Consider the following 19,170-nt stretch of genomic DNA (forward strand, 5'->3'; position numbering starts at 1 on the left):
TTTTCCGGCCTCCCTCGCCTATTCCGTCGATACGCCCATCGCTCGGGCGAGCGCCACCGCGATGACCTCGATGATGCCGGGCACGTAGAACACGATCCCGATGAAGATCGCCAGGATGATGAACTGCATGAAGCGGGTGATCTCCCTGGTGAACAGGAAGAAGATCGCCACGATGGACACGATGACGAGGAACAGCGGCCCGAAGAAGCCACGCAGGAAGTCCGCGAGGCCGCCGGTGTCGGGGGCGTTCTGCGCGGGGGTGGCCTCGACCGCGAGGGAGATCGGGTCGGCGGCGCCGAGGGCCGTCATGGTGTCGGCCGTGGCGGACAACAGGGGGAGCATGTCAGGCGCCTTCCTCCGCTGTCGTTACTGGTGTGCGCATGGTTGGTCTCGTCTCCTTGCCTACAGGCCCCGTCGTCGGTCAGTCACCGAACGAGTGCGGGGCGCCCTGGATGTCACGCACGTACCACTCGTTTCCGGAGTTCACGACCGTGACCAGGTAGTTCTGCACCAGCTGTCCGGCTTCCCCCGCACCGTCGCCGGCGTCGGCGGAAGGGAGGCCCCAGACCACGGTGGTCGCCACCTGTCGTACGTCATCATCCCCGGTCGAGGACTTGGATGGCACCGGCATAACGGACAGTTCGCTGAATTCCACACTGTTCGCCGGAAGTGGGGTGACGGAGGCGCCCGGCTCCACGTAGCGGTCGAGGTGCCCGGCTTCCTCCGCGTAGGCCTCGAAGAAGCCGGTGAGCACGCTCTCGAGCTGCTCGGCGGCCTGGGAGTCGGTGTCGTAGGAGGGGCCCGCGGGCAGCTCCGCCTGGCTGGGCGCGGCCAGCAGGGCGGGGCGCCCGGAGAGCACCAGTGAGGAGCCGTCGCTGTAGACGGGCACCTCCAGGCTCATGGCCTCGTCGTTGACGTCGGCGCGGATGGCCACGACCGCGTTGTGCCCGTCGCGCACGTCCACGGCGGTCACGGTCAGGTTCTCGCCGGAGATGCTGTCCGCGGGGAGGTTGAGGTCGCTGACCTGTCCGTCGGGGACGAAGGCCGCGAGGGAGGTGAGCCGGGCCTCGGGGTCGGAGGTGTCGAGGTAGGTCTCCGCGAAGCGGAGCGCGAAGGCCGCGGCGGAGGTCTCGGGGAAGTCGAGGGTCTCGCTCACCTCGGGCTCCGCACCGGTGCTGGGAAGGGAGAAACCGTTGCGGATGGGGAACCAGATGCCGTTGAAGATGACGACGATGATGAACGCCCACAGCAGTACGCGTCCGACGCCGACCCACCAGCGCCCGCCCGCACCGGCGCGTGGCCTTCGGGGGCGCGGTGCGTCGAGCTCGTGCTCGACGTCGTCCACCCGGTCACGCACCGCGGTGTCGCGCCGCGCCGTCTTGGCCATCCCCGCCTCCTGATCCTGCACACAGTGACGCGTCGGCCGCTGCGCCGACGCCGGTCTTCCGCGCGTCGTCGCCGACGCTTTCCGCCATGCCCTTGTCTACCCCATCCCTATAGTGAGGCATTGTGCGGGTTGGGAGTGGCCAGGACGGGTCCGTGTTTCCGGACCGAGGTCACATTGCCCGGAGCGAAGGATCTACCTAAAAGGTGCAGAGTACGGCAATTCACCACTGATCTCTTCTCACGTATGTGCACGTCAGGGCATTTCTGTCCGGACCGTAAAGGGATTGGTCACCGCTTGGTGAGCAAGATGTGTCCTGAGAGGTCAGGAAACCGTTGACCGGATGTAACCAGAGACACTCCCGACCCTCGGCCCCCACGGGCGGCCGGGGCTCCGGGGAAGCCGGTGCCCAGGATGGCGCGATGATCCCACACGCTCCCCTGGCGCGGGCCGCGCTGCTGGTCCTCGGGCTGCTGTCCCTGGTCCACCTCGGTGTGCAGGTGCTGGGGCCCCAGGCCTGGTCGCGCCCCACCCAGGTCCTCCTGATGCCCGCGCTGGCCCTGGTGCTGCTCGCCGCGTCCCGGAGGCCGCGCGGTCGGCTGTTGGGGCTGGTGCTGGTGGCCCTGGGGTTCTCCTGGCTCGGTGACTCCGCCCCGGGCCTGGCGTCGGGGGACACCGCGTTCCTGCTGATGGTGGGCTTCTTCCTGGTCGCGCAGGTGGTGTTCGTGGCCGCCTTCTGGCCCCATCGGGCCGGGAGTCTCCTGTACCGGAGGCGCCTCCTCCTCGTCCCGTACGCGGCCTACGTGGCCGTCCTGGTGTGGGTCTGCGCGCCGCACGCCGGTGCCCTGCTGATTCCCGTGCTGCTCTACGGCCTGTTCCTGGGTCTGATGGCGGTCCTCGCCACCGGGATGGGCCCGTGGGTGGCGGCGGGCGGCGCGCTCTTCCTGGTCTCGGACTCCCTGATCGCCCTGAACGCCTTCGTCCCCGGCCTGGACCTGCCCCAGCGCGACCTCCTGGTGATGAGCACGTACATCGCCGCCCAGGTCCTGATCGTCCTGGGCCTCCTCCGCCGTGAGGCCGCATCGGAGAGGCATGCCGTGGGCGTCTGACTCCGGCACGGAACGGATACCCCTCTCCCCCACCCCTTCGCCGTGGCACCGGAACGACCCTCCCGGTGGGGTGTGAACGCCCCTCGGCCACGCTGACCGGCGCGAACGGTCGCGCCGTCGTCCGAACCGGAGCCGGGAATCCCCCTCTTGCAAATATACCCCCCAGGGGTATATGTTCGGCGCAGTCGCCCCCGACCACGGGGACCGGCGGAAGACCTCGGGAGGCACCATGAGCGACCACACCGGACACGACTTGACCGGCCACGGCGGCCCGGGCGGGCTCGCGGTCTCCGAGCACGGGTACACCCTCGACCTCGACTCGACGCTCCTCGCCGCCGGGAGACGGACGGTCACCTTCCGCGTCCTCGGCCCCGACGGGCGGCCGGTCACCCGGTTCGTGCCCGAACACGAGAAGGAGCTCCACCTCGTCGTCGTCCGCCGCGACACCGCCGGGTTCCAGCACGTGCACCCGGTACGGGACGAGAAGGGCGTCTGGAGCGTCGAGGTGGCCCTGGAGCCGGGTGACTGGCGGTTCCTCGCGGACGTCCACCCCGTCGGCCACGACGGGACCCTGACCCTGGGGATCGACGTCGCGGTGGGCGGTCACTACGACCCGCGCCCGCTCCCCGAGGCCACCCGGACCGCCCGGACCGACGGGTACACCGTCACCCTCGACGGAGCCCTGGTCTCCGGCCGGGCCCGGGCCCTCACCCTCACCGTCGAGCGGGACGGGCGCCCCGTCACCGACCTCCAGCCCTACCTGGCCGCCTACGGGCACCTGGTGGCGCTGCGCGTCGGTGACCTCGGCTACTTGCACGTCCACCCGGAGGGCGGCCCCGGCGTCACCGCTCCGGGTCCCGGAATCAGCTTCGTGGCGGTCGCCCCCTCGGCGGGTACCTACCGCCTGTTCCTGGACTTCCGGCACGACGGCGTCGTCCGCACCGCCGAGTTCACCGTGCGGGCCACCGCCCCGGACCCCGACCCCGACCCGGCGCACGCCGCGCACGGCCACCACTGACCCGCGCCCCCGGAGGAGCACGACCATGACCTGTCCGAGCCCGACCGCCCGTCCCGCCACGAACACCCGCACCGGCGCGGTCACCCCGCTCGCCGGTCCCGCGCCGGGCCCCGACTCCGGTGCGTAGCCCCGTCCCGGTCCCGTGTCGCGGGACCCGGCCCCGAAGCCGGGCCCCGCCCGCGCGGGCACACGGAAGGAACACACCATGCGCCTGTTCGCCATCCGCGACTACCGATTCCTGTTCGGAGCCCAGGTGATCGCCCTGTTCGGCACCGGACTCACCACGGTGGCCCTGGGACTGCTCGCCTACGAGCTGGCCGGGCCCCGGGCCGGGGCGGTCCTCGGCACCGCCCTCACCATCAAGATGGTCATGTACGTGGTCGTCGCCCCGTTCGCCGCCGCCTACGCCGACCGGCTGCCCCGCAGGGGCTTCCTGGTCCTCCTCGACCTCGTGCGCGCCGGAGTGGTCCTGGCGCTGCCCTTCGTCACCGAGGTGTGGCACGTCTACGTCCTGATCGCCCTGCTCCAGGCCGCGTCGGCGGCGTTCACCCCGACCTACCAGGCCGTGATCCCGGACATCGTCACCGACAGGTCGGCCTACACCCGGGCGCTGTCCGCCTCGCAGGTCGCCTACACCATGGAGAGCCTGCTCAGCCCGGTCCTGGCCGCCGTGGCACTGCTCTTCCTCAGCTTCGACCTGCTGTTCCTGGGCACCTCCGCCGGGTTCGTCCTCTCCGCGCTGCTGGTCGTGTCGACGCGCGTCCCCGACGCCCGGCCGAGCCCCCACGCGAACCTGCGGGACCGGGTGGTCTCGGGGATCGGCACCTTCGTCAGGACCCCGAGGCTGCGCGGCGTGGTGGCGCTGAACCTGGTGGTCGCGGCGGCCGGGTCGATCGTGGTCGTCAACACCGTCAACCACGTCCGCGACCAGCTCGGCGGATCGCAGTCGGACGTGGCCTGGATGCTCGCCGCCTCCGGGGGCGGAACGCTGCTGGCCGCCCTCGCGCTGCCCCGGGTCCTCGACCGGGTCCCCGAGCGCACCGTCATGGTGGTCGGCGCCGGGGTCCTCGTCGCCGGGACGCTCGGTGCGGTGGCGATGGTCGTGGCGGACGCGGCCACCTGGACCGGCACCGCGACCGTGTGGACGGTGGTCGGCGCGGGGATGGCGCTGGTCGTCACCCCGACCGGCAGGGTGTTGCGGTCCTCGGTGGAGCCGAACGCGATCCCGGAGGTCTTCGCGGCCCAGTTCTCCCTGTCGCACCTGGCCTGGTTGGTCACCTATCCGATAGCGGGCTGGCTCGGCACGGCCGCGGGCCCTGTCCCGGCCTGGTCGCTCCTCGCGGTTCTGGCCGTGGCGGGCACCGTCGCCGCGCCGCTGCTGTGGCCGCGCGGCGACGGGCCCACCGAACCGGCCGTCGCCAGGAAGGGGACGGGGTACGGGTCGGCCGCCTGACGGCCGTCCGGTCAGACGCGGCACTCCTCCGTCGGTGCCCGGCCCCGCGTGCGGAGCGCCGTGACGCTGATCCACCCCGCGAGCAGGACCGCCGCCCCGGTCGGGACCAGCGCCCACCCCGCGAGGTCGGTGGCACGGGTCCCGGCACTGATCAGACCGCTGCCGAGCGCCGCTCCGACGGCGGAGCCGAGGTACATGGCGGCCATCTGGAAGGCGATGATCGGCATCGCCCGGTCCGGCCGGTCGTGGGTGAGCGCCTGCTGCACCGTCGGCACGCTCGCCCACCCGGCGGCGCCCCAGACCGCGGCGGCGGCCAGCCACGGCAGGGCGGCCACTCCCGCTGAGCCAGGAGAGGGCGGGCCCGCTCAGTCGGAGTGCGCTCCGCGTCGCACTCGTTTACGGGCGTAGGCGCGCGCCGCGCGCGTCCGGTCTCCGCAGCGGGTCGAACACCACTGCCGTCGCGCATGCGTGCGAAGGAAGAACCACTGACACCCGTTCGCTTCGCACATCGCCAGCATCGGCGCGTCGTCGCCGGTGAGCAGTGCGGCGGTGTCCTCCGCGATGAGCGCCATGACGTGCTCGACGACCTGCGTGACCGGATGATCGGCGCCGCGGGTGAAACCCGTCGTCGGCTCGAAGCGCAGGAGCAGGGCCCCCGGAGCACTGGTCAGCGCCTGATTGACGGCTCGCACCGCTTCGGGTGGGGGGACGTCTCCACCGGTGTACGCGGTGAGCAGGTCCCGCACATGGTCGCGCAGGGCCGTGACACGACCTCGGCAGTACTCGTGCAGCACGGCGTCCGGGTCGATCAGATCACGGGTGACCAGCCAGGCCCGCAGGCCCTCGGGTGTGGCCAGCTCGTCACGCCTCTTTCCGGCGACCAGTTCACTCACGCTGTTGACCAGGGCGAGGCACGGATGCTCCGCGACGCCCGGCACGGTCATCTGTTCGGTCTCCATCACGCCCTCACGGTAACACCAATGATTTTCCATGATGCACCTGCTACAGTCTCATCACGTCTAAGGCGTTCTTTTTCCGTGAGACACGAGGCTTCACCCGTAGTCCGGGCGCTCAGCGGGCACCCCACCGTTCGCACTGTCCGCGCTGGCCCGAGGCGGCACTGTCCTCAGGACGACCGCTGCCCCGTCGCCACCGCTCCATCGATCCACAGGAGATCAGGGATGACCACACCACAACGAGCACTGATCGTCATCGACGCCCAGCAGGAGTACTTCGACGGCCTCCTCCCGATCCAGTACCCGGACCGCGACGAGTCCATCGCCCGCATCCGGGCCGCGGTCGACGTGGCCGAGCAGTCCGGCGCTCCGGTCGTGCTCGTCCAGCACGGACTCCCCGCCGAAGCTCCGGTCTTCGCCTCCGGCTCGGCCACCCACCAGAACCACCCCGAGATCGCCGCCCTCGAAGACCGCGCGGCCAAGCGCGTCAGCAAGCACTTCTCCAGTGTCTTCGACGGCACCGATCTCGCTGCTTGGCTGCGCGACCAGGGCGTCGACACGGTCACCCTCGTCGGATACATGACGAACAACTGCGTGCTCTCCTCCGCGGCCTCCGCCGAACCCCTCGGCTTCGCCGTCGAGGTCCTCTCCGACGCGACCGGCGCGATCGACATCGCCAATGACGCGGGCAGGGCGTCCGCCCGACAGGTCCACGAAACCCTCATGGCCCTGCTTCACTCGAACTGGGCCGCCGTCGCGGAAGTGGACGCCTGGTCAGCCGCGTCCCGTGCCGGCAGGCCCCTGGCCAAGAGCGACCTCGTCACCTCGGCGGCCCAGGGCCGCGAGGTCTTCTGAGGACGCGTCCCGCAGGAAACCGCTGACGGCGGCTCCACCCCGCGGCCCCGTGGCGGCGGGGTGGAGCGTGTTCGCGTGCACCAGGGGCCCCCGGAGACGACGGAGGGCGGGCCGAGTGGATCGGCCCGCCCTCGTGGGTTCGCGTGTGGCTCAGACGTTGAAGCGGAACTCCACCACGTCGCCGTCGGCCATCACGTACTCCTTGCCCTCCATGCGGACCTTGCCCGCGGCGCGGGCGGACTGCATGTCCCCGGCCGCGACCAGGTCGTCGAAGGAGACGACCTCGGCCTTGATGAAGCCGCGCTGGAAGTCGGTGTGGATGACCCCGGCCGCCTCGGGGGCGGTGTCACCCTTCCGGATCGTCCAGGCGCGGGCCTCCTTGGGCCCGGCGGTCAGGTAGGTCTGGAGGCCGAGGGTGGCGAAGCCCACCCGGGCCAGCTGGGCCAGGCCGGACTCGGTCTGGCCGAGGGACTCCAGCAGCTCCTGGGCCTCGTCGTCGTCCAGCTCGGCCAGCTCCGCCTCGATCTTGGCGTCGAGGAAGATGGCCTCGGCCGGGGCGACCAGGTCCTGGAGCTTGGCGCGCAGGGCCTCGTCCGCGAGCTCGTCGGTGTCGAGGTTGAACACGTAGATGAACGGCTTCACGGTGAGCAGGCTCAGCTCACGCAGCCGGTCCAGGTCCACGTCCTTGGCCTGGGACAGGGAGACGCCCTCGTCGAGGATCTCCTGCGCCGCCCGCGCGGCCTTGAGGAGCTCCTGGGAGTCCTTGTCCTTGGCGTTGCGCTTGGCGTCCTTCTCCAGGCGCGGGATCGCCTTCTCCAGGGTCTGGAGGTCCGCGAGGATCAGCTCGGTGTTGATGGTCTCGATGTCGCGGGAGGGCTCGACGTCGCCGTCGACGTGGGTGACGTCGGCGTCCTCGAAGGCCCGGATGACCTGGCAGATCGCGTCGCTCTCGCGGATGTTGGCGAGGAACTTGTTGCCCAGCCCCTCACCGGTGGAGGCGCCGCGCACGATGCCCGCGATGTCGACGAAGTCCACCGTGGCGGGCAGGATCTTCGCCGAGCCGAAGATCTCGGCCAGCTTCCCGAGCCGGGCATCGGGCACGCCCACGACTCCGACATTGGGCTCGATGGTGGCGAACGGGTAGTTCGCCGCCAGAGCGTCGTTCTTGGTCAGCGCGTTGAAGAGGGTGGACTTGCCAACGTTGGGCAGGCCGACGATCCCGATAGACAGACTCACAAGGTCAGAGTCTATGCGGAGCGGCGGGTGGGCCGACCCGGACACCGGCGGCCAATCATGGAAACAGAGTGCGCTCACGTGGACACGAAGAGTAGGTTCGAGGTGCGGCCGGGCACCACGAGCAGGGAACGAGCCGACAGGACAGCGTCGTACGGCCCCCGGCAGCAGTCACCGCGGCTCCGTTCTCTTGGGGGGAAGACACTGTGGTCCAGGACCAGCTGCGCGCACTCGTACACCGGTATCCGCTCGTGCGCTTCGCCACCCGACAGCTCCGCGTCCACCTGCCCAGGAGGCTCGGCGGACTGGACCCCGCCCGGGTCCCGCCGCGCAACCGCAGGTTCACCCTGGTCCTGCCCCGCCCCGAGGACGACCGGCGCCGGGTCGGACCGGACACCATCACCCTCCAGCTGTCCGGTGACCTGACGGTTCCGCGCCGCCTCGCCGCCTCCGGCCTGTCCAGGCACGAACCCGACAGCCTGGCCAGCTTCATGGCGATCCTCGACCACACCCCTCCCGGTTCGGTCCTCGACGTCGGAGCGGGGGTGGGCGTCTACTCGATGCTCGCTGCCGCGCGCACCCGACGGCCGGTCTTCGCGTTCGAGCCCACCCCGGAGCTGGCCGCCGCCGCGCGCGCCGTCTCCGCCTCGGGCGACCTCGGGTTCAGCGTCGTGGACCTGGCCCTGAGCAACCACAACGGCAGCGGGCACCTGCGCCGCGCCCTGCACAACGACATGTGCAACCGGCTGGTGCGCTCGGCGCGGCTGGGGCTCTCCCACATCACCGTGCGCACGGCCACCCTGTCCCGCTGGAACGAGACGGCCGCGACCTTCCCGACGGTGGTGAAGATCGACACCTCCGGAACCGAGCCGGACGTGGTCGCCGGGGGGCTGGAGGTGCTGCGCCGGTACCGCCCCTGGGTGATGGCCAAGGTGCGACCGGACCGGGGTGTGGAGGAGCGGCTGATGGCCCTCATGGACCCGTTGGAGTACCGGTGGTTCCCGATCAGCGGCGACCCTCCCTATGAGGCGCGCGAGGAGATCTCCGGCCGGGCCTCCCCCGCGTGGGAGCGGATGTGGATGTTCGCCCCGGAGGAGCCCCCCAGCGGCTTCTGGGACTCGGTCACGGTGTGGCGCGCGGCCCTCGGGGAGTGCCGCCGCCCGTCGGATCCCTGACGCCGACCGGTCAGATCCAGCCGTCGAGGGCCGCGAGCAGCCCCGGCAGGTCGTCGCGGTGGACGTGGTGCCCGGCGTCCTCCACGGTGCGGACGGTGAAGCCGCGCTCGGCCAGGGTGCGGGCGCCCTCGGGGCCGATCGGGGAGCCCACTCCCGCGATGACCGCCAGGGAGGGCACCTCGGCGGTCTTGGGGAAGTTGTCCACGCCCGCCACGTGGTCGATCACCCACGTGTGGAAGTCGGGGTCGGTGGCGGCGAACCCGGCGAGCTCGATCCGTACGTCCTCGTCGTGCCAACCGGGGTGCAGTTCGCGCACCCGGGCGGCGTCGGCGGTGGCCACGGCCGCGCGCAGCCGGTCGCTGGCCCCCTCGGTCTGGGGCGGGATCCGGAAGGCCGGGTCCACGTGGACGGCCCGTTCCGGGCGCAGGTGGTCCAGGGCCAGGGACAGCGCGAGGCAGCCGATGGAATGGCCCATGACCAGCTCGGCGCCGGGAGGGAGGGTGTCCACCAGGTCCTGGCGCAGCGCCTCGACCGAGTACGCGCCGCGCGGGCTCGCGCCGTGTCCCCGTAGGTCGACGCCGGTCACCCGGTACCCGCGCCGGAGGAGTTCGGCCTCGACCGCGTGCCAGGTCCGGTGGAGGGACGCGCCGCCGTGGACGAGGAGGGCGCGGCGGTCCCCCGCTCCGCTGGTGTGGGTGGCGAGGCGCATGTGGGTGACCTTTCTCGGGCGCCGCGTGGTGGGCGCGGTTTCCACCGGTGTCGCGCCCCCGACGTCACGGGGGTTCCAAGCGTCGGCGTTGGCCTCCGCCGCGGCAACCCCCGCCCGTGGCCGGTTCCGGTCAGGGCCGCCGTGCGGAGCGACGCGCGGAGTCCTGCGCGTTGCCGGGCGCGCGACCCTCGGGGATTGAGAGCATGGCGCCATGGACGCCCTCGCTCTCGTACTCGTACTCGTCATCGGTCTGGCCGTCGGCGCCGCCGTGGGCTGGCTGCTCGCCCGCGGCCGGGACGCCGAGGCCCGCGCGGACGCGAGGGCGGCGGAGGAGCGCGCCGCCTACGTGGAGGAGCAGCTCGCGGACCGGTTCCGCGCGCTGTCCGCGCAGGCCCTGGACCAGACCAACCAGCGCTTCCTCGAACTCGCTGAGGGGCGGCTGCGGGCGGTCAGCGCGGAGGCCGGGGGCGACCTGGACGAGCGGCGCCGCGCCGTGGAGCGGATGGTGGAGCCCCTGACGGCGACCCTGAACCGGGTGGAGACCCAGCTGCGGGAGGTGGACGCCGGTCGCGCCGCCGCGCACGCGGAGCTCGCCAAGCAGGTGGAGTACGTGCGCGAGGGGTCGGAGCGGCTCCGGGACCAGACGCAGTCGCTGGTGACGGCGCTGCGCAGGCCGGAGGCGCGCGGCCGGTGGGGCGAGCTCCAGCTGCGCCGGGTGGCGGAGCTGGCCGGGATGTCCGCGTACTGCGACTTCGAGGAACAGGCGGTGTCCGGGGCACAGCGGCCGGACATGGTGGTGCGGCTGGCGGGCGGCAAGAACATCGTGGTGGACTCGAAGGTGCCGCTGGCCGCCTACCTGGACGCGGTGGAGGCCGGTGAGGGCGCCGCGTCGGAGCAGCGGCTGCGGGCGCACGCCAAGCACGTGCGCACCCATGTGGACCAGTTGGCGGCGAAGTCGTACTGGTCGGCGTTCACCCCGGCGCCGGAGTTCGTGGTGCTGTTCATCCCGGGTGAGGCGTTCCTGGCCCCGGCGCTGGAGTACGACCCCGGGCTGCTGGAGCACGCGATGGGGCGGCGGGTGCACATCGCGACGCCGACGACGCTGATCTCGCTCCTGCGGACCGCGCAGTACGCGTGGCAGCAGGAGGCGCTGAGCGAGAACGCCCGCGAGGTGTTCGACCTGGGCAAGCAGCTGTACGCGCGGCTGGCGAAGCTGGGCGGCCACGTGGAGGGGCTGGGCCGGGCGCTGAACCGTACGGTGGGCGCCTACAACCAGACCGTGGGGTCGCTGGAGAGCAGGGTGCTGGTGACCGCGCGGCGCTTCGGTGAGCTGGGGCTGGTCGACGGTGACCTGGACCGGCTCTCCGGGGTGGAGGAGCGGCCGCGTACGGTGGCGGCACCGGAGCTCGCGGAGACGTCGGCGGGGATGGCGGAGACGTCCGCGCACGATACGGACATGTCGGACCTGAAGCTCGCCGGTGCCGCCGATGTCGGCAGTATTCGGCATGGGAGTAACGTCCGCAACGGTTCGACCCAAATGGAACCGGGGGGAGCCGTTCACGGCGAGTGACCGATCGGCCCCGACCCCGGAACCAGCCGGAACCAGGAGGGGAGATCTCGGCGTCCAAGGGGTGGAAGCCGCGATCGCCCCGGAAGGGGCAAGTGGCCGAAATGACGACACGATCCCAGGAATGACCCCCGAAGTTTCACGAGAAGTGACACACTAAACACTGTGAGTAACAAACTGGGGAGGCGGACGACCATGCCCCCGCGCAAGTCGGACGGTCCGGATCCCGGACAGGCCCCGTACTTCGTGCGGTCCAACGGTCGCGGTCGGGGGGCGGCGGGTGCGGACAGGTCCGCGCGCAGCCACCCGAACCCGGACAGGACAGCGCGCAGTCACCCGAAGGCGGCGGCCCCCGCCTGGCAACCTCCACGGCTGACCGGCCGGGGCGGTGTGCTGATCATCGTCGTGTTCAGTTTCGCCGGGACCATGATCGCCCACCTGACGTCGACCCCGGCCGCTCCCGGGCTGGCCTTCACCCTGGCCTGCCTGACGACGGCGGCCCTGGTCCGCCCCGCCGACCTGCTGTCGCTGTCGGTGAGCCCGCCCATCGCCTACTTCGTCGCGGTGGTCGCCGCCGAGAGCATCCTGGCCCTGGGCAACGAGGGGTTCGCCCGGGTCCTCATCCTCGGCCTGGCCTCGCGCCTGGCCGAGGTCGCCCCGTGGCTGTTCCTGGGCACGGCGCTGGTCCTGGTCGTCGCGGTCTTCCGTGGCCTGCCCGGCAACCTGCGCAACCTCGGTGACGAGCTCAACGGCCGCAAGTAGAACCCGACCGCTCCCCCGAGACGCTGAAGTCACGGGGCACCCACGCGGCCAGCTGACCGCGTCCCAACGCAGCGGAGAGTCTGGGTTCCAGCAGGCGCTGCGCAGGACGGGTCGAGCCGCCAGCGAGGAACGAGCCAGGCGTAGACGAGGATGAAGAATCCCTCTGCAAAGGCGCCGAACACGCACCGAAGCGAAGCGGAGGCGCGAAGAAGACCCAGCCCCCTCAGAACGGGGCGTCGTCGTTCCCGGACTCGTCGGCCCGGCGCTCGTCCATGGCGGCCGCGAGCTTGGCGCGGGCCCCCTCCAGCCAGTGCTCGCAGACCCGGGCCAGCTTCTCGCCGCGCTCCCACAGCTCCAGGGACTCCTGGAGGGTGAGGCCGCCCGACTCCAGTCTCCGGACGACGTTGTTCAGCTCCTCCCGGCTCTCCTCGTAGCTCAGTTCCGGGGCCTCGCTCTGGTCGGCCATGCCTACTCCCCCTCTGTGGTGGCTGGGTTGTCCGTGGTGTCCTCGGCGGCGGGCGCCGCCTTCTTCTTCCTGCCGCGTGAGCCGCCCGTGGCCGCCTTCTTCCCCGCCGGGCGGGGCTCGGGCTCACCCTCGCCGTCCAGGGCGTCGACGGTGGCCCTCAGGCCGTCCTCGGCGAACCGTACGCGCAGGGTCTCCCCCACGGCGGGCTCGGCGGCGGAGCGGACCACGGATCCGTCCTCGCGCTGCACGATCGCGTAGCCGCGCGCCAGCGTGGTGGCCGGAGAGAGCGCGTGCAGACGGGCCTCGGTGTGGACCATGGCGTCGGCCGCGCGGTCCAGGGCGGCGGTGAGGCTCCGGCGGGCGCGGTCGCGCAGCTCCAGGACCTGCTCGGTGAGGCGCTCGGTCTCCCGGACCGGATCGGCCAGGACCGGGCGGGAGCGTACGCTCTCCAGCCAGGCCAGCTCCCGGTCGACCCCGCCCCGGATGACGCGGCGGGCCCGGTCGCGGAGCTGACGGATGATCTCCAGCTGCTCCCCGACGTCCGGGACGGTCCGCTTGGCGGCGTCGGTGGGGGTGGAGGCGCGCACGTCGGCCACGTGGTCCAGCAGCGGCGCGTCCTGTTCGTGGCCGATCGCGCTGACCACGGGGGTGCCCGCCGCGGCCACCGCCCTGACCATGGCCTCGTCGGAGAAGGGCAGCAGGTCCTCCATGGAGCCGCCGCCCCGGGCGATGACGATGACGTCGACCTCGGGGCGGGTGTCCAGGTCGTGCAGGGCCTCGATCACCTCGCGGGTGGCCCGGTCGCCCTGGACCGCCACCTGGCGCACCTCGAAGCGCACGGCGGGCCAGCGGCGGCGTCCGTTCTCCAGCACGTCGCGCTCGGCGGCGGAGTCGCGGCCGCAGATCAGGCCGACGGTGTTGGGCAGGAAGGGCAGCGGGCGCTTGCGGGCGGGGTCGAAGACGCCCTCGGCGGTCAGGGTCCGGCGCAGCTGCTCCAGCCGGGCGAGGAGCTCACCGATCCCGACGTGCCGGATCTCCCGGGCGCGAAGCGAGAAGGTGCCCTTGAGCTGGTAGAAGTCCGGTTTGGCGTGGATGACCACGCGGTCGCCGGGGCCGGGGGCCGGTTCCTGGCGGCGCAGGACGGAGGTCTCGCAGAGCACGCGGATGGAGGCGTTGGCGACCGGGTCGCGCAGGGTCATGTAGGACATGCGTCCGCGCGAGTTGAGCTCGGCTATCTGCCCCTCGACCCAGATGGCGCCCAGCCGGTCGATCCAGCCGCCGACCGCCTGGAGTACGGTCCTGACCGGCTGCGGTGACTCCGCCGAACTCTCCATGCCCATGGCTCCAGAGCCTAGGCCAGGGTGAGGACAGTTCTGTGAAGGAGCGGCCGCGCGGCCCCGGAGACGGAGGGGTGCCGGACCGGGGTCCGGGCACCGGCCTCCGGGGCGGGCACGACGGCGGGGGCGGTCCGGGGCGGGCCCGCGGACACGTCCGGGCTCAGGCCTCGGACTCCAGCTTGGCGATCCGGTTGTCGTACATCTTGATGAACTCGGGGCGGCCCTGGTGCGCGACCTCGTAGGCGCGCAGGTCGCGGACCTGCTCGATGGTGAGCTTGCGCAGGCGCGCCCGGATGGACGGCAGGGTGAGCTCGTCGTAGGTGGGGACGGCCAGGTCCTCGGCGGCGGGGGCGGCCTCCTTGCGGACGCGCTCCAGAACGTCGTCGCTGGCGACCGTGGTGTGGGCCTCGGCGGCCTCGAGCTCCTCAGCCAGGGCGGGGCCGTCCTCGGGGAGGTCGGCGGTGGCCGGGACGGTGGGCTCGTCCCTGGGCTCCTCGACCAGCGGGGCGGTCTCGGGGGCGGCTTCGGGGGTGCTCTCGGCGGGGGCCTCGGGCTTCTCGGCCTTCTCCTCGGCCTTCTCCTCAGGCTTCTCGACCTCAGGCTTCTCGGTCGCGGGCTCGGCCTTCACGGCCTTCTCCTCGGACGCCGCGTCCGCGGTGGCGGGGGTCTCCACCTTCTCCGCGCTCTCCTGCGCGGGGATCTCGTCCTTCTTGTCCTGCACGGTCGTGATGACCGGGTCCTTGCGCCCGAAGATGCCCCTGACGAGGGTGGTCAGCTTCGTGACGATGGTCGGGTTCGACATAGGACGGGGGCTCCTGATGCTCTCGGCGTTGGGCCGGCGGCGCGCGTCCAGCGAACAAGGCAAGGCCGAGTTGAGGGCGAACCGCCTCATAACAGATGCGATGGTGAACCAGGATAGAGGAGGGAGTAGCAGCATGAGCGGGCGGGAAGTGAACGATTCCGCCACTTCGCCGCCGGATCGTGTGCGTTCGGTCGCACCGACCCCACCCGCCTGCGGACCCGCCATGGACCTACCCACTCCGTGCCCTATCCCACACACGGACCCACGGCGCCGGATCACACCTAGGATGTGTCCCATGAGTGCGATGACGACTGCCACGAACCAACGCCGTGTGCTTCTCGCCAACCCGCGGGGGTACTGCGCCGGAGTCGACCGGGCGGTCATCACCGTCGAGAAGGCACTGGAACAGTACGGTGCCCCGATCTACGTGCGCAAACAGATCGTGCACAACACGCACGTCGTGCGCACCCTGGAGGAGCGGGGCGCGATCTTCGTCGAGGAGACCGAGGAGGTGCCCGAGGGCGCCATCGTCGTCTTCTCCGCTCACGGTGTCTCGCCCGCGGTCCACGAGCAGGCCCAGCGTCGCCAGCTCAAGACCATCGACGCCACGTGTCCCCTCGTCACCAAGGTGCACAAGGAAGCCCAGCGCTTCGCCTCCGAGGACCGTGACATCATCCTCATCGGCCACATCGGCCACGAGGAGGTCGAGGGCACCAGCGGTGAGGCCCCGGACCACATCCAGATCGTGGAGAGCCCCGACGAGGTCCACAAGGTCGAGGTCCGCGACCCGGACAACGTGTCCTGGCTGTCCCAGACCACCCTCTCGGTGGACGAGACCAACCAGACCGTCGACGCCCTCCGCGAGCGCTTCCCGAACCTGCTCGACCCGCCCAGCGACGACATCTGCTACGCCACCTCCAACCGCCAGGACGCCGTCAAGGCGATGGCTCCGGAGTGCGAGCTGGTCATCGTGGTGGGCTCCGACAACTCCTCGAACTCCGTCCGCCTGGTCGAGGTCGCCCTGGACGCCGGGGCGAACGCCTCGTACCTGATCGACAACGCCACCCTGATGGACGAGGCCTGGCTGGAGGGCGTCACCACCGTGGGCGTCACCAGCGGCGCCTCGGTGCCCGACATCCTCGTCCGCGAACTGCTGGACAAGCTGGCCGGACACGGATTCGGTTCGGTCAGCCCCGTGACGACGGCCGACGAGACCCTCACGTTCTCGCTGCCCAAGGAGCTCCGCCGGGACCTGCGCGCCGAGTAGTCGCCTCCCGAACGTCGAGGGCCCCGCCGAACCACACGGTTCGGCGGGGCCCTTCGTCACGTACCGGGGAGCCCGGCGGGCTAGGAGTCGGCGTCCGCGCCCTCGGAGGGCTCGGCCTCGTCGCCCTCCTCGGCGGCCTCGGGCTCCGGGACCGGGAAGGTCTCCAGGTGCTCGGCCAGCTCCGCGAACTCGTCGACACCGGCGCTGCCCGCGACGATGAGGGTCCAGCCCTCCTCGCGCAGCACGAGCGCGCCCCAGTCCTCGGACTCCAGGTGCTCCCACTCCCGGTCGCCCACCATGACGGTGCCCACCGGTTCGGCGTCCTTGACGGTGTCGCGCACCACGGTGTCGGGGTCGTCGTCACTCTGGACCAGCCTGGCGTGGCTGTCCTTCGGAGTGGCGAAGCCCACGGTCCACTCGACCGGGCCGTTCAGGTCCAGGGTGGAGCTGGTGGGCGTCCAACCCTCGGGAAGGTTCTCGTCGGGTGCGGTGACCGGATACTCGGCGCTGCTCCGGAGCACCTCGATGTCCGGGCGGAACTGGACTTCGGGGATGCGTTCACCCGATCGCGTGGAGACCACGAACGCCATCACCAGGATGATCGCGACGACGACCCCGAGGGAGATGGCGTAGTTCTTGAAGGTGGCGTTGGCCCGGCTGTATGAACTCATGACATGACCAGCTTGCCCCAGCGCCCGGGCCGCTTCGACCTGGGGTGCGGTTAGCGCACGTGAGCGGCGACTCGTCCCGGACGGGAACCTTCGGTCACCGGGCCGTCGGCGCCGCGTCCCTCCGGTCGGACAGCCAGGCGCGGTGGCGGCGCGGCGCCCGCCGCTGCCCGACGCGTTCCGAGAGCAGGGCGTACGACGGGAGGGTGCCGGGCCGCGGGGACCTCCACCCAGTCGAACCCGGCCCGCTCGGCGCTAGTCCCGCTGGCGGTGGCGGGGTTCGAGTTCGGTGAGCAGCCCGGTGATCTCGTCCGCGAGCCGGTGGGCGTCGGCGTCGTCGCGCCGCACGACCTCGGCCACGGCCAGCAGCATGGAACCGCTCACCACGATCAGCAGCGCCTCGTCGACGGGCTCGTCGGCCTTGCGGAAGAGGGCCACGTTGCGGTCGGTCCACTGGGTGAGCCGGGACCGCAGCTGGTAGTCGAACCCGGGCGGGCCGTCGCCGCTGAAGAACAGCCGCGCGGTGTCGCGCTCCTCTATGCAGCCGAGGAGGTAGGCGTGCGCGGCGATGTTCATCAGCCGTGTGGGATCACTCTCACCCTCGGAGCGGGCGTCGCGGACCGCCTGGTGGGTGCGCTCCTGCTGGCGCTGCTGGAACTCCTCGTACAGGGCGACGTACAGGTCCGCCTTGCCGGTGAAGTGGTGGTAGAGGCTGCCGACGCTGGCCCCGGCGACCGAGACGACCTCGCTCACCCCGGCCTTGGCGAACCCCACCGTGCGGAACACCTGGGCCGCCGCCTGCAGCAGGGCACTGCGGGTGGCCGCGCCGCGCGGCGAGACCCGCGCGGGCCTGTCCGTCTTGTCCACTGTCACGCCCTCACTTCTGTCCGGGTCCCCACAAACCTGAAGCGTTCCCCTGGGAGACCACGGGAACTCCCCCCCTGCCTCGTGGCGGCGGGCTTGACGCGACAGACGCGCCTGACGACTGCTCTCCCGGCAGCCGGGACCGCCACGTCGTGGTCGATCCGGTACAGGTCCACGATGTTACGGGCCGCGTCGGGCTCGGCGTTACCCGACCACCCGCCCCCGGATCACCCGACCTGGCACACGATCCGCCCCCGCTCGGGCGCTCCTCGCCCCGGGTGGCGTCCGACACGCGCGCCGTCCTCCCCGGGGTCCGCGATAAACGGAGGTCACGTCGGGTGACTACCCTAAGAGAGAACCCCACCCTGTTCCCGACGGAAGGTGTCACGTCCATGTCGCAGTCCAGTAGCCCGTCCGCGCAGCACTCGGCGCCCGACCGTAACCTCGCGCTGGAACTGGTCCGCGTCACCGAGACCGCCGCGCTCGCCGCGGCCCGTTGGGTCGGCAAGGGCGACAAGCTCGGCGCCGACGGTGCGGCCGTGCGAGGCATGCGCCACATGATCAGCACCGTGTCGATGAACGGCACCGTGGTGATCGGTGAGGGCGAGAAGGACAACGCGCCCATGCTCTACAACGGCGAGCGGGTCGGTGACGGCGGCGGCACCGACTGGGACGTCGCGGTCGACCCGATCGACGGCACCACCCTGACCGCCATGGGTATGCCCAACGCCATCGCGGTGATCGCGATGAGCCCGCGCAACACCATGTTCGACCCGTCCGCCGTGTTCTACATGGAGAAGCTGGCCACCGGCCCCGAGGCCGCCGACGTGGTGGACATCGCCGCCTCGCCCGCCGAGAACATCCGCGCCGTGGCCCGCGCCAAGGGCAAGTCGCCGCAGGACGTGACGGTCGTGATCCTGGACCGTCCGCGCCACAAGCAGCTGGTCCAGGACGTGCGCGACGCGGGCGCCCGGATCAAGTTCATCAGTGACGGTGACGTCGCGGGCGCCATCATGGCCGCGCGCCGGGGCACCGGCGTGGACCTGATGCTGGGCATCGGCGGCACGCCCGAGGGCATCATCACCGCGTGCGCCATGAAGTGCCTGGGCGGGGTCATCCAGGGCCGTCTGTGGCCCAAGGACGACCAGGAGCGCCAGAAGGCCGTCGACGCGGGCCACGACCTGGACCGCGTGCTCCTCACCGACGACCTCGTCTCCTCGGACGACGTGTTCTTCGCCGCGACCGGCATCACCGACGGCGAGCTGGTGGGCGGTGTCCGGTACGAGTCGACCGGTGTGACCACCGACTCCCTGGTCATGCGCGGCCGCAGCGGTACCGTGCGCCAGGTCCGCAGCGAGCACCGTCTGAGCAAGCTGTCCGCCTACAGCGGCGTGGACCTCACCTCCGCCCCGGAGTAGTCACCGCGAACCGGCGGTGCCCGTCCACCTGGACGGGCACCGCCGGTTTCGTGTTTCGGGTACGAGTGAACAACTCGGTGTTTCCCGGCATCAGACTCGTCGTTGGCCCCGCGCCCGCGTCTGTCCC

Annotated in this window: 20 protein-coding genes; 9 read left to right on the top strand and 11 right to left on the bottom strand. The window is 71.5% G+C overall.

Annotated features, from left to right (window positions below; translation table 11 throughout):
* Positions 1-18: 18 nt before the first annotated feature.
* Both AC0VYM_RS24695 and AC0VYM_RS24700 read right to left on the bottom strand, forming a co-directional pair.
* Positions 19-342, bottom strand: a complete 324-nt coding sequence (locus tag AC0VYM_RS24695; RefSeq protein ID WP_049568747.1) for a hypothetical protein — start codon at positions 340-342, stop codon at positions 19-21.
* 79 nt (positions 343-421) lie between these two features.
* The gene (locus AC0VYM_RS24700) at positions 422-1,387 is read right to left on the bottom strand and encodes a conjugal transfer protein (protein ID WP_475456040.1); all 966 of its coding nucleotides are present in this window, start codon (positions 1,385-1,387) and stop codon (positions 422-424) included.
* A 419-nt stretch (positions 1,388-1,806) separates the two neighbouring features.
* Between AC0VYM_RS24700 and AC0VYM_RS24705 the strand changes: the two genes are divergently transcribed.
* The 3 genes from AC0VYM_RS24705 (at position 1,807) to AC0VYM_RS24715 (ending at position 4,964) form a co-directional block, all read left to right on the top strand.
* A complete protein-coding gene (locus AC0VYM_RS24705; RefSeq protein ID WP_475456042.1) occupies positions 1,807-2,493 on the top strand; it encodes a lysoplasmalogenase in 687 nt (228 codons plus the stop codon).
* A 229-nt stretch (positions 2,494-2,722) separates the two neighbouring features.
* Positions 2,723-3,511 carry a hypothetical protein gene (locus AC0VYM_RS24710; RefSeq protein WP_475456044.1) on the top strand — a complete coding sequence of 263 codons (789 nt, stop codon included), beginning with the start codon at positions 2,723-2,725 and terminating at the stop codon, positions 3,509-3,511.
* A gap of 205 nt (positions 3,512-3,716) precedes the next feature.
* Positions 3,717-4,964 carry an MFS transporter gene (locus AC0VYM_RS24715; protein ID WP_475456046.1) on the top strand — a complete coding sequence of 416 codons (1,248 nt, stop codon included), beginning with the start codon at positions 3,717-3,719 and terminating at the stop codon, positions 4,962-4,964.
* A gap of 11 nt (positions 4,965-4,975) precedes the next feature.
* Here AC0VYM_RS24715 and AC0VYM_RS24720 read toward each other — a convergent pair whose 3' ends face one another.
* Positions 4,976-5,299, bottom strand: coding sequence for a hypothetical protein (locus tag AC0VYM_RS24720; RefSeq protein ID WP_475456048.1), 324 nt, complete (start codon positions 5,297-5,299; stop codon positions 4,976-4,978).
* 30 nt (positions 5,300-5,329) lie between these two features.
* The gene (locus AC0VYM_RS24725) at positions 5,330-5,923 is read right to left on the bottom strand and encodes a CGNR zinc finger domain-containing protein (RefSeq protein WP_475463208.1); all 594 of its coding nucleotides are present in this window, start codon (positions 5,921-5,923) and stop codon (positions 5,330-5,332) included.
* Positions 5,924-6,145: 222 nt separating this feature from the next.
* On the opposite strand from AC0VYM_RS24725, the gene AC0VYM_RS24730 reads away from it, so the two are divergent.
* The gene (locus tag AC0VYM_RS24730) at positions 6,146-6,775 is read left to right on the top strand and encodes an isochorismatase family protein (protein ID WP_475456050.1); all 630 of its coding nucleotides are present in this window, start codon (positions 6,146-6,148) and stop codon (positions 6,773-6,775) included.
* Positions 6,776-6,925: 150 nt separating this feature from the next.
* On the opposite strand, the gene ychF is transcribed toward AC0VYM_RS24730, so the two are convergent.
* Positions 6,926-8,011, bottom strand: coding sequence for a redox-regulated ATPase YchF (gene ychF, locus AC0VYM_RS24735; RefSeq protein WP_475456052.1), 1,086 nt, complete (start codon positions 8,009-8,011; stop codon positions 6,926-6,928).
* Positions 8,012-8,214: 203 nt separating this feature from the next.
* Between ychF and AC0VYM_RS24740 the strand changes: the two genes are divergently transcribed.
* Positions 8,215-9,183 (top strand): FkbM family methyltransferase, encoded by a 969-nt coding sequence (locus AC0VYM_RS24740; protein WP_475456054.1) that lies wholly within the window; start codon positions 8,215-8,217, stop codon positions 9,181-9,183.
* A gap of 10 nt (positions 9,184-9,193) precedes the next feature.
* Here AC0VYM_RS24740 and AC0VYM_RS24745 read toward each other — a convergent pair whose 3' ends face one another.
* Positions 9,194-9,892 (bottom strand): alpha/beta fold hydrolase, encoded by a 699-nt coding sequence (locus AC0VYM_RS24745; protein WP_475456056.1) that lies wholly within the window; start codon positions 9,890-9,892, stop codon positions 9,194-9,196.
* Positions 9,893-10,103: 211 nt separating this feature from the next.
* Between AC0VYM_RS24745 and AC0VYM_RS24750 the strand changes: the two genes are divergently transcribed.
* Positions 10,104-11,462 (top strand): DNA recombination protein RmuC, encoded by a 1,359-nt coding sequence (locus AC0VYM_RS24750; RefSeq protein ID WP_475456058.1) that lies wholly within the window; start codon positions 10,104-10,106, stop codon positions 11,460-11,462.
* A 192-nt stretch (positions 11,463-11,654) separates the two neighbouring features.
* Entirely contained in the window at positions 11,655-12,221 is a 567-nt protein-coding gene (locus AC0VYM_RS24755; RefSeq protein WP_475463210.1) for a DUF6542 domain-containing protein, read from the top strand.
* A 223-nt stretch (positions 12,222-12,444) separates the two neighbouring features.
* Here AC0VYM_RS24755 and AC0VYM_RS24760 read toward each other — a convergent pair whose 3' ends face one another.
* From AC0VYM_RS24760 to AC0VYM_RS24770, 3 genes are all read right to left on the bottom strand, one after another.
* Positions 12,445-12,687, bottom strand: a complete 243-nt coding sequence (locus AC0VYM_RS24760; protein WP_475456060.1) for an exodeoxyribonuclease VII small subunit — start codon at positions 12,685-12,687, stop codon at positions 12,445-12,447.
* A 2-nt stretch (positions 12,688-12,689) separates the two neighbouring features.
* Positions 12,690-14,027, bottom strand: coding sequence for an exodeoxyribonuclease VII large subunit (xseA, locus tag AC0VYM_RS24765; protein ID WP_475456062.1), 1,338 nt, complete (start codon positions 14,025-14,027; stop codon positions 12,690-12,692).
* 157 nt (positions 14,028-14,184) lie between these two features.
* Complete coding sequence (locus AC0VYM_RS24770; RefSeq protein ID WP_475456064.1) at positions 14,185-14,826, bottom strand: DUF8129 domain-containing protein; 642 nt, start codon at positions 14,824-14,826, stop codon at positions 14,185-14,187.
* A gap of 295 nt (positions 14,827-15,121) precedes the next feature.
* Here AC0VYM_RS24770 and AC0VYM_RS24775 point away from each other — a divergent pair, with 295 nt between their 5' ends.
* Positions 15,122-16,093 carry a 4-hydroxy-3-methylbut-2-enyl diphosphate reductase gene (locus AC0VYM_RS24775; protein WP_475456066.1) on the top strand — a complete coding sequence of 324 codons (972 nt, stop codon included), beginning with the start codon at positions 15,122-15,124 and terminating at the stop codon, positions 16,091-16,093.
* Positions 16,094-16,173: 80 nt separating this feature from the next.
* Here AC0VYM_RS24775 and AC0VYM_RS24780 read toward each other — a convergent pair whose 3' ends face one another.
* Together AC0VYM_RS24780 and AC0VYM_RS24785 are read right to left on the bottom strand one after the other, a co-directional pair.
* Positions 16,174-16,764: a DUF4245 domain-containing protein gene (locus AC0VYM_RS24780; RefSeq protein ID WP_475456068.1), complete on the bottom strand. Its 591-nt coding sequence runs from the start codon at positions 16,762-16,764 to the stop codon at positions 16,174-16,176.
* Between the two features lie 252 nt (positions 16,765-17,016).
* Positions 17,017-17,628, bottom strand: a complete 612-nt coding sequence (locus AC0VYM_RS24785; RefSeq protein WP_475463212.1) for a TetR/AcrR family transcriptional regulator — start codon at positions 17,626-17,628, stop codon at positions 17,017-17,019.
* Between the two features lie 389 nt (positions 17,629-18,017).
* Here AC0VYM_RS24785 and glpX point away from each other — a divergent pair, with 389 nt between their 5' ends.
* Entirely contained in the window at positions 18,018-19,043 is a 1,026-nt protein-coding gene (gene glpX, locus AC0VYM_RS24790) for a class II fructose-bisphosphatase (RefSeq protein WP_475456070.1), read from the top strand.
* The last annotated feature ends 127 nt before the right edge of the window (positions 19,044-19,170 follow it).

This window comes from Nocardiopsis sp. iso_237 (assembly GCF_056173345.1).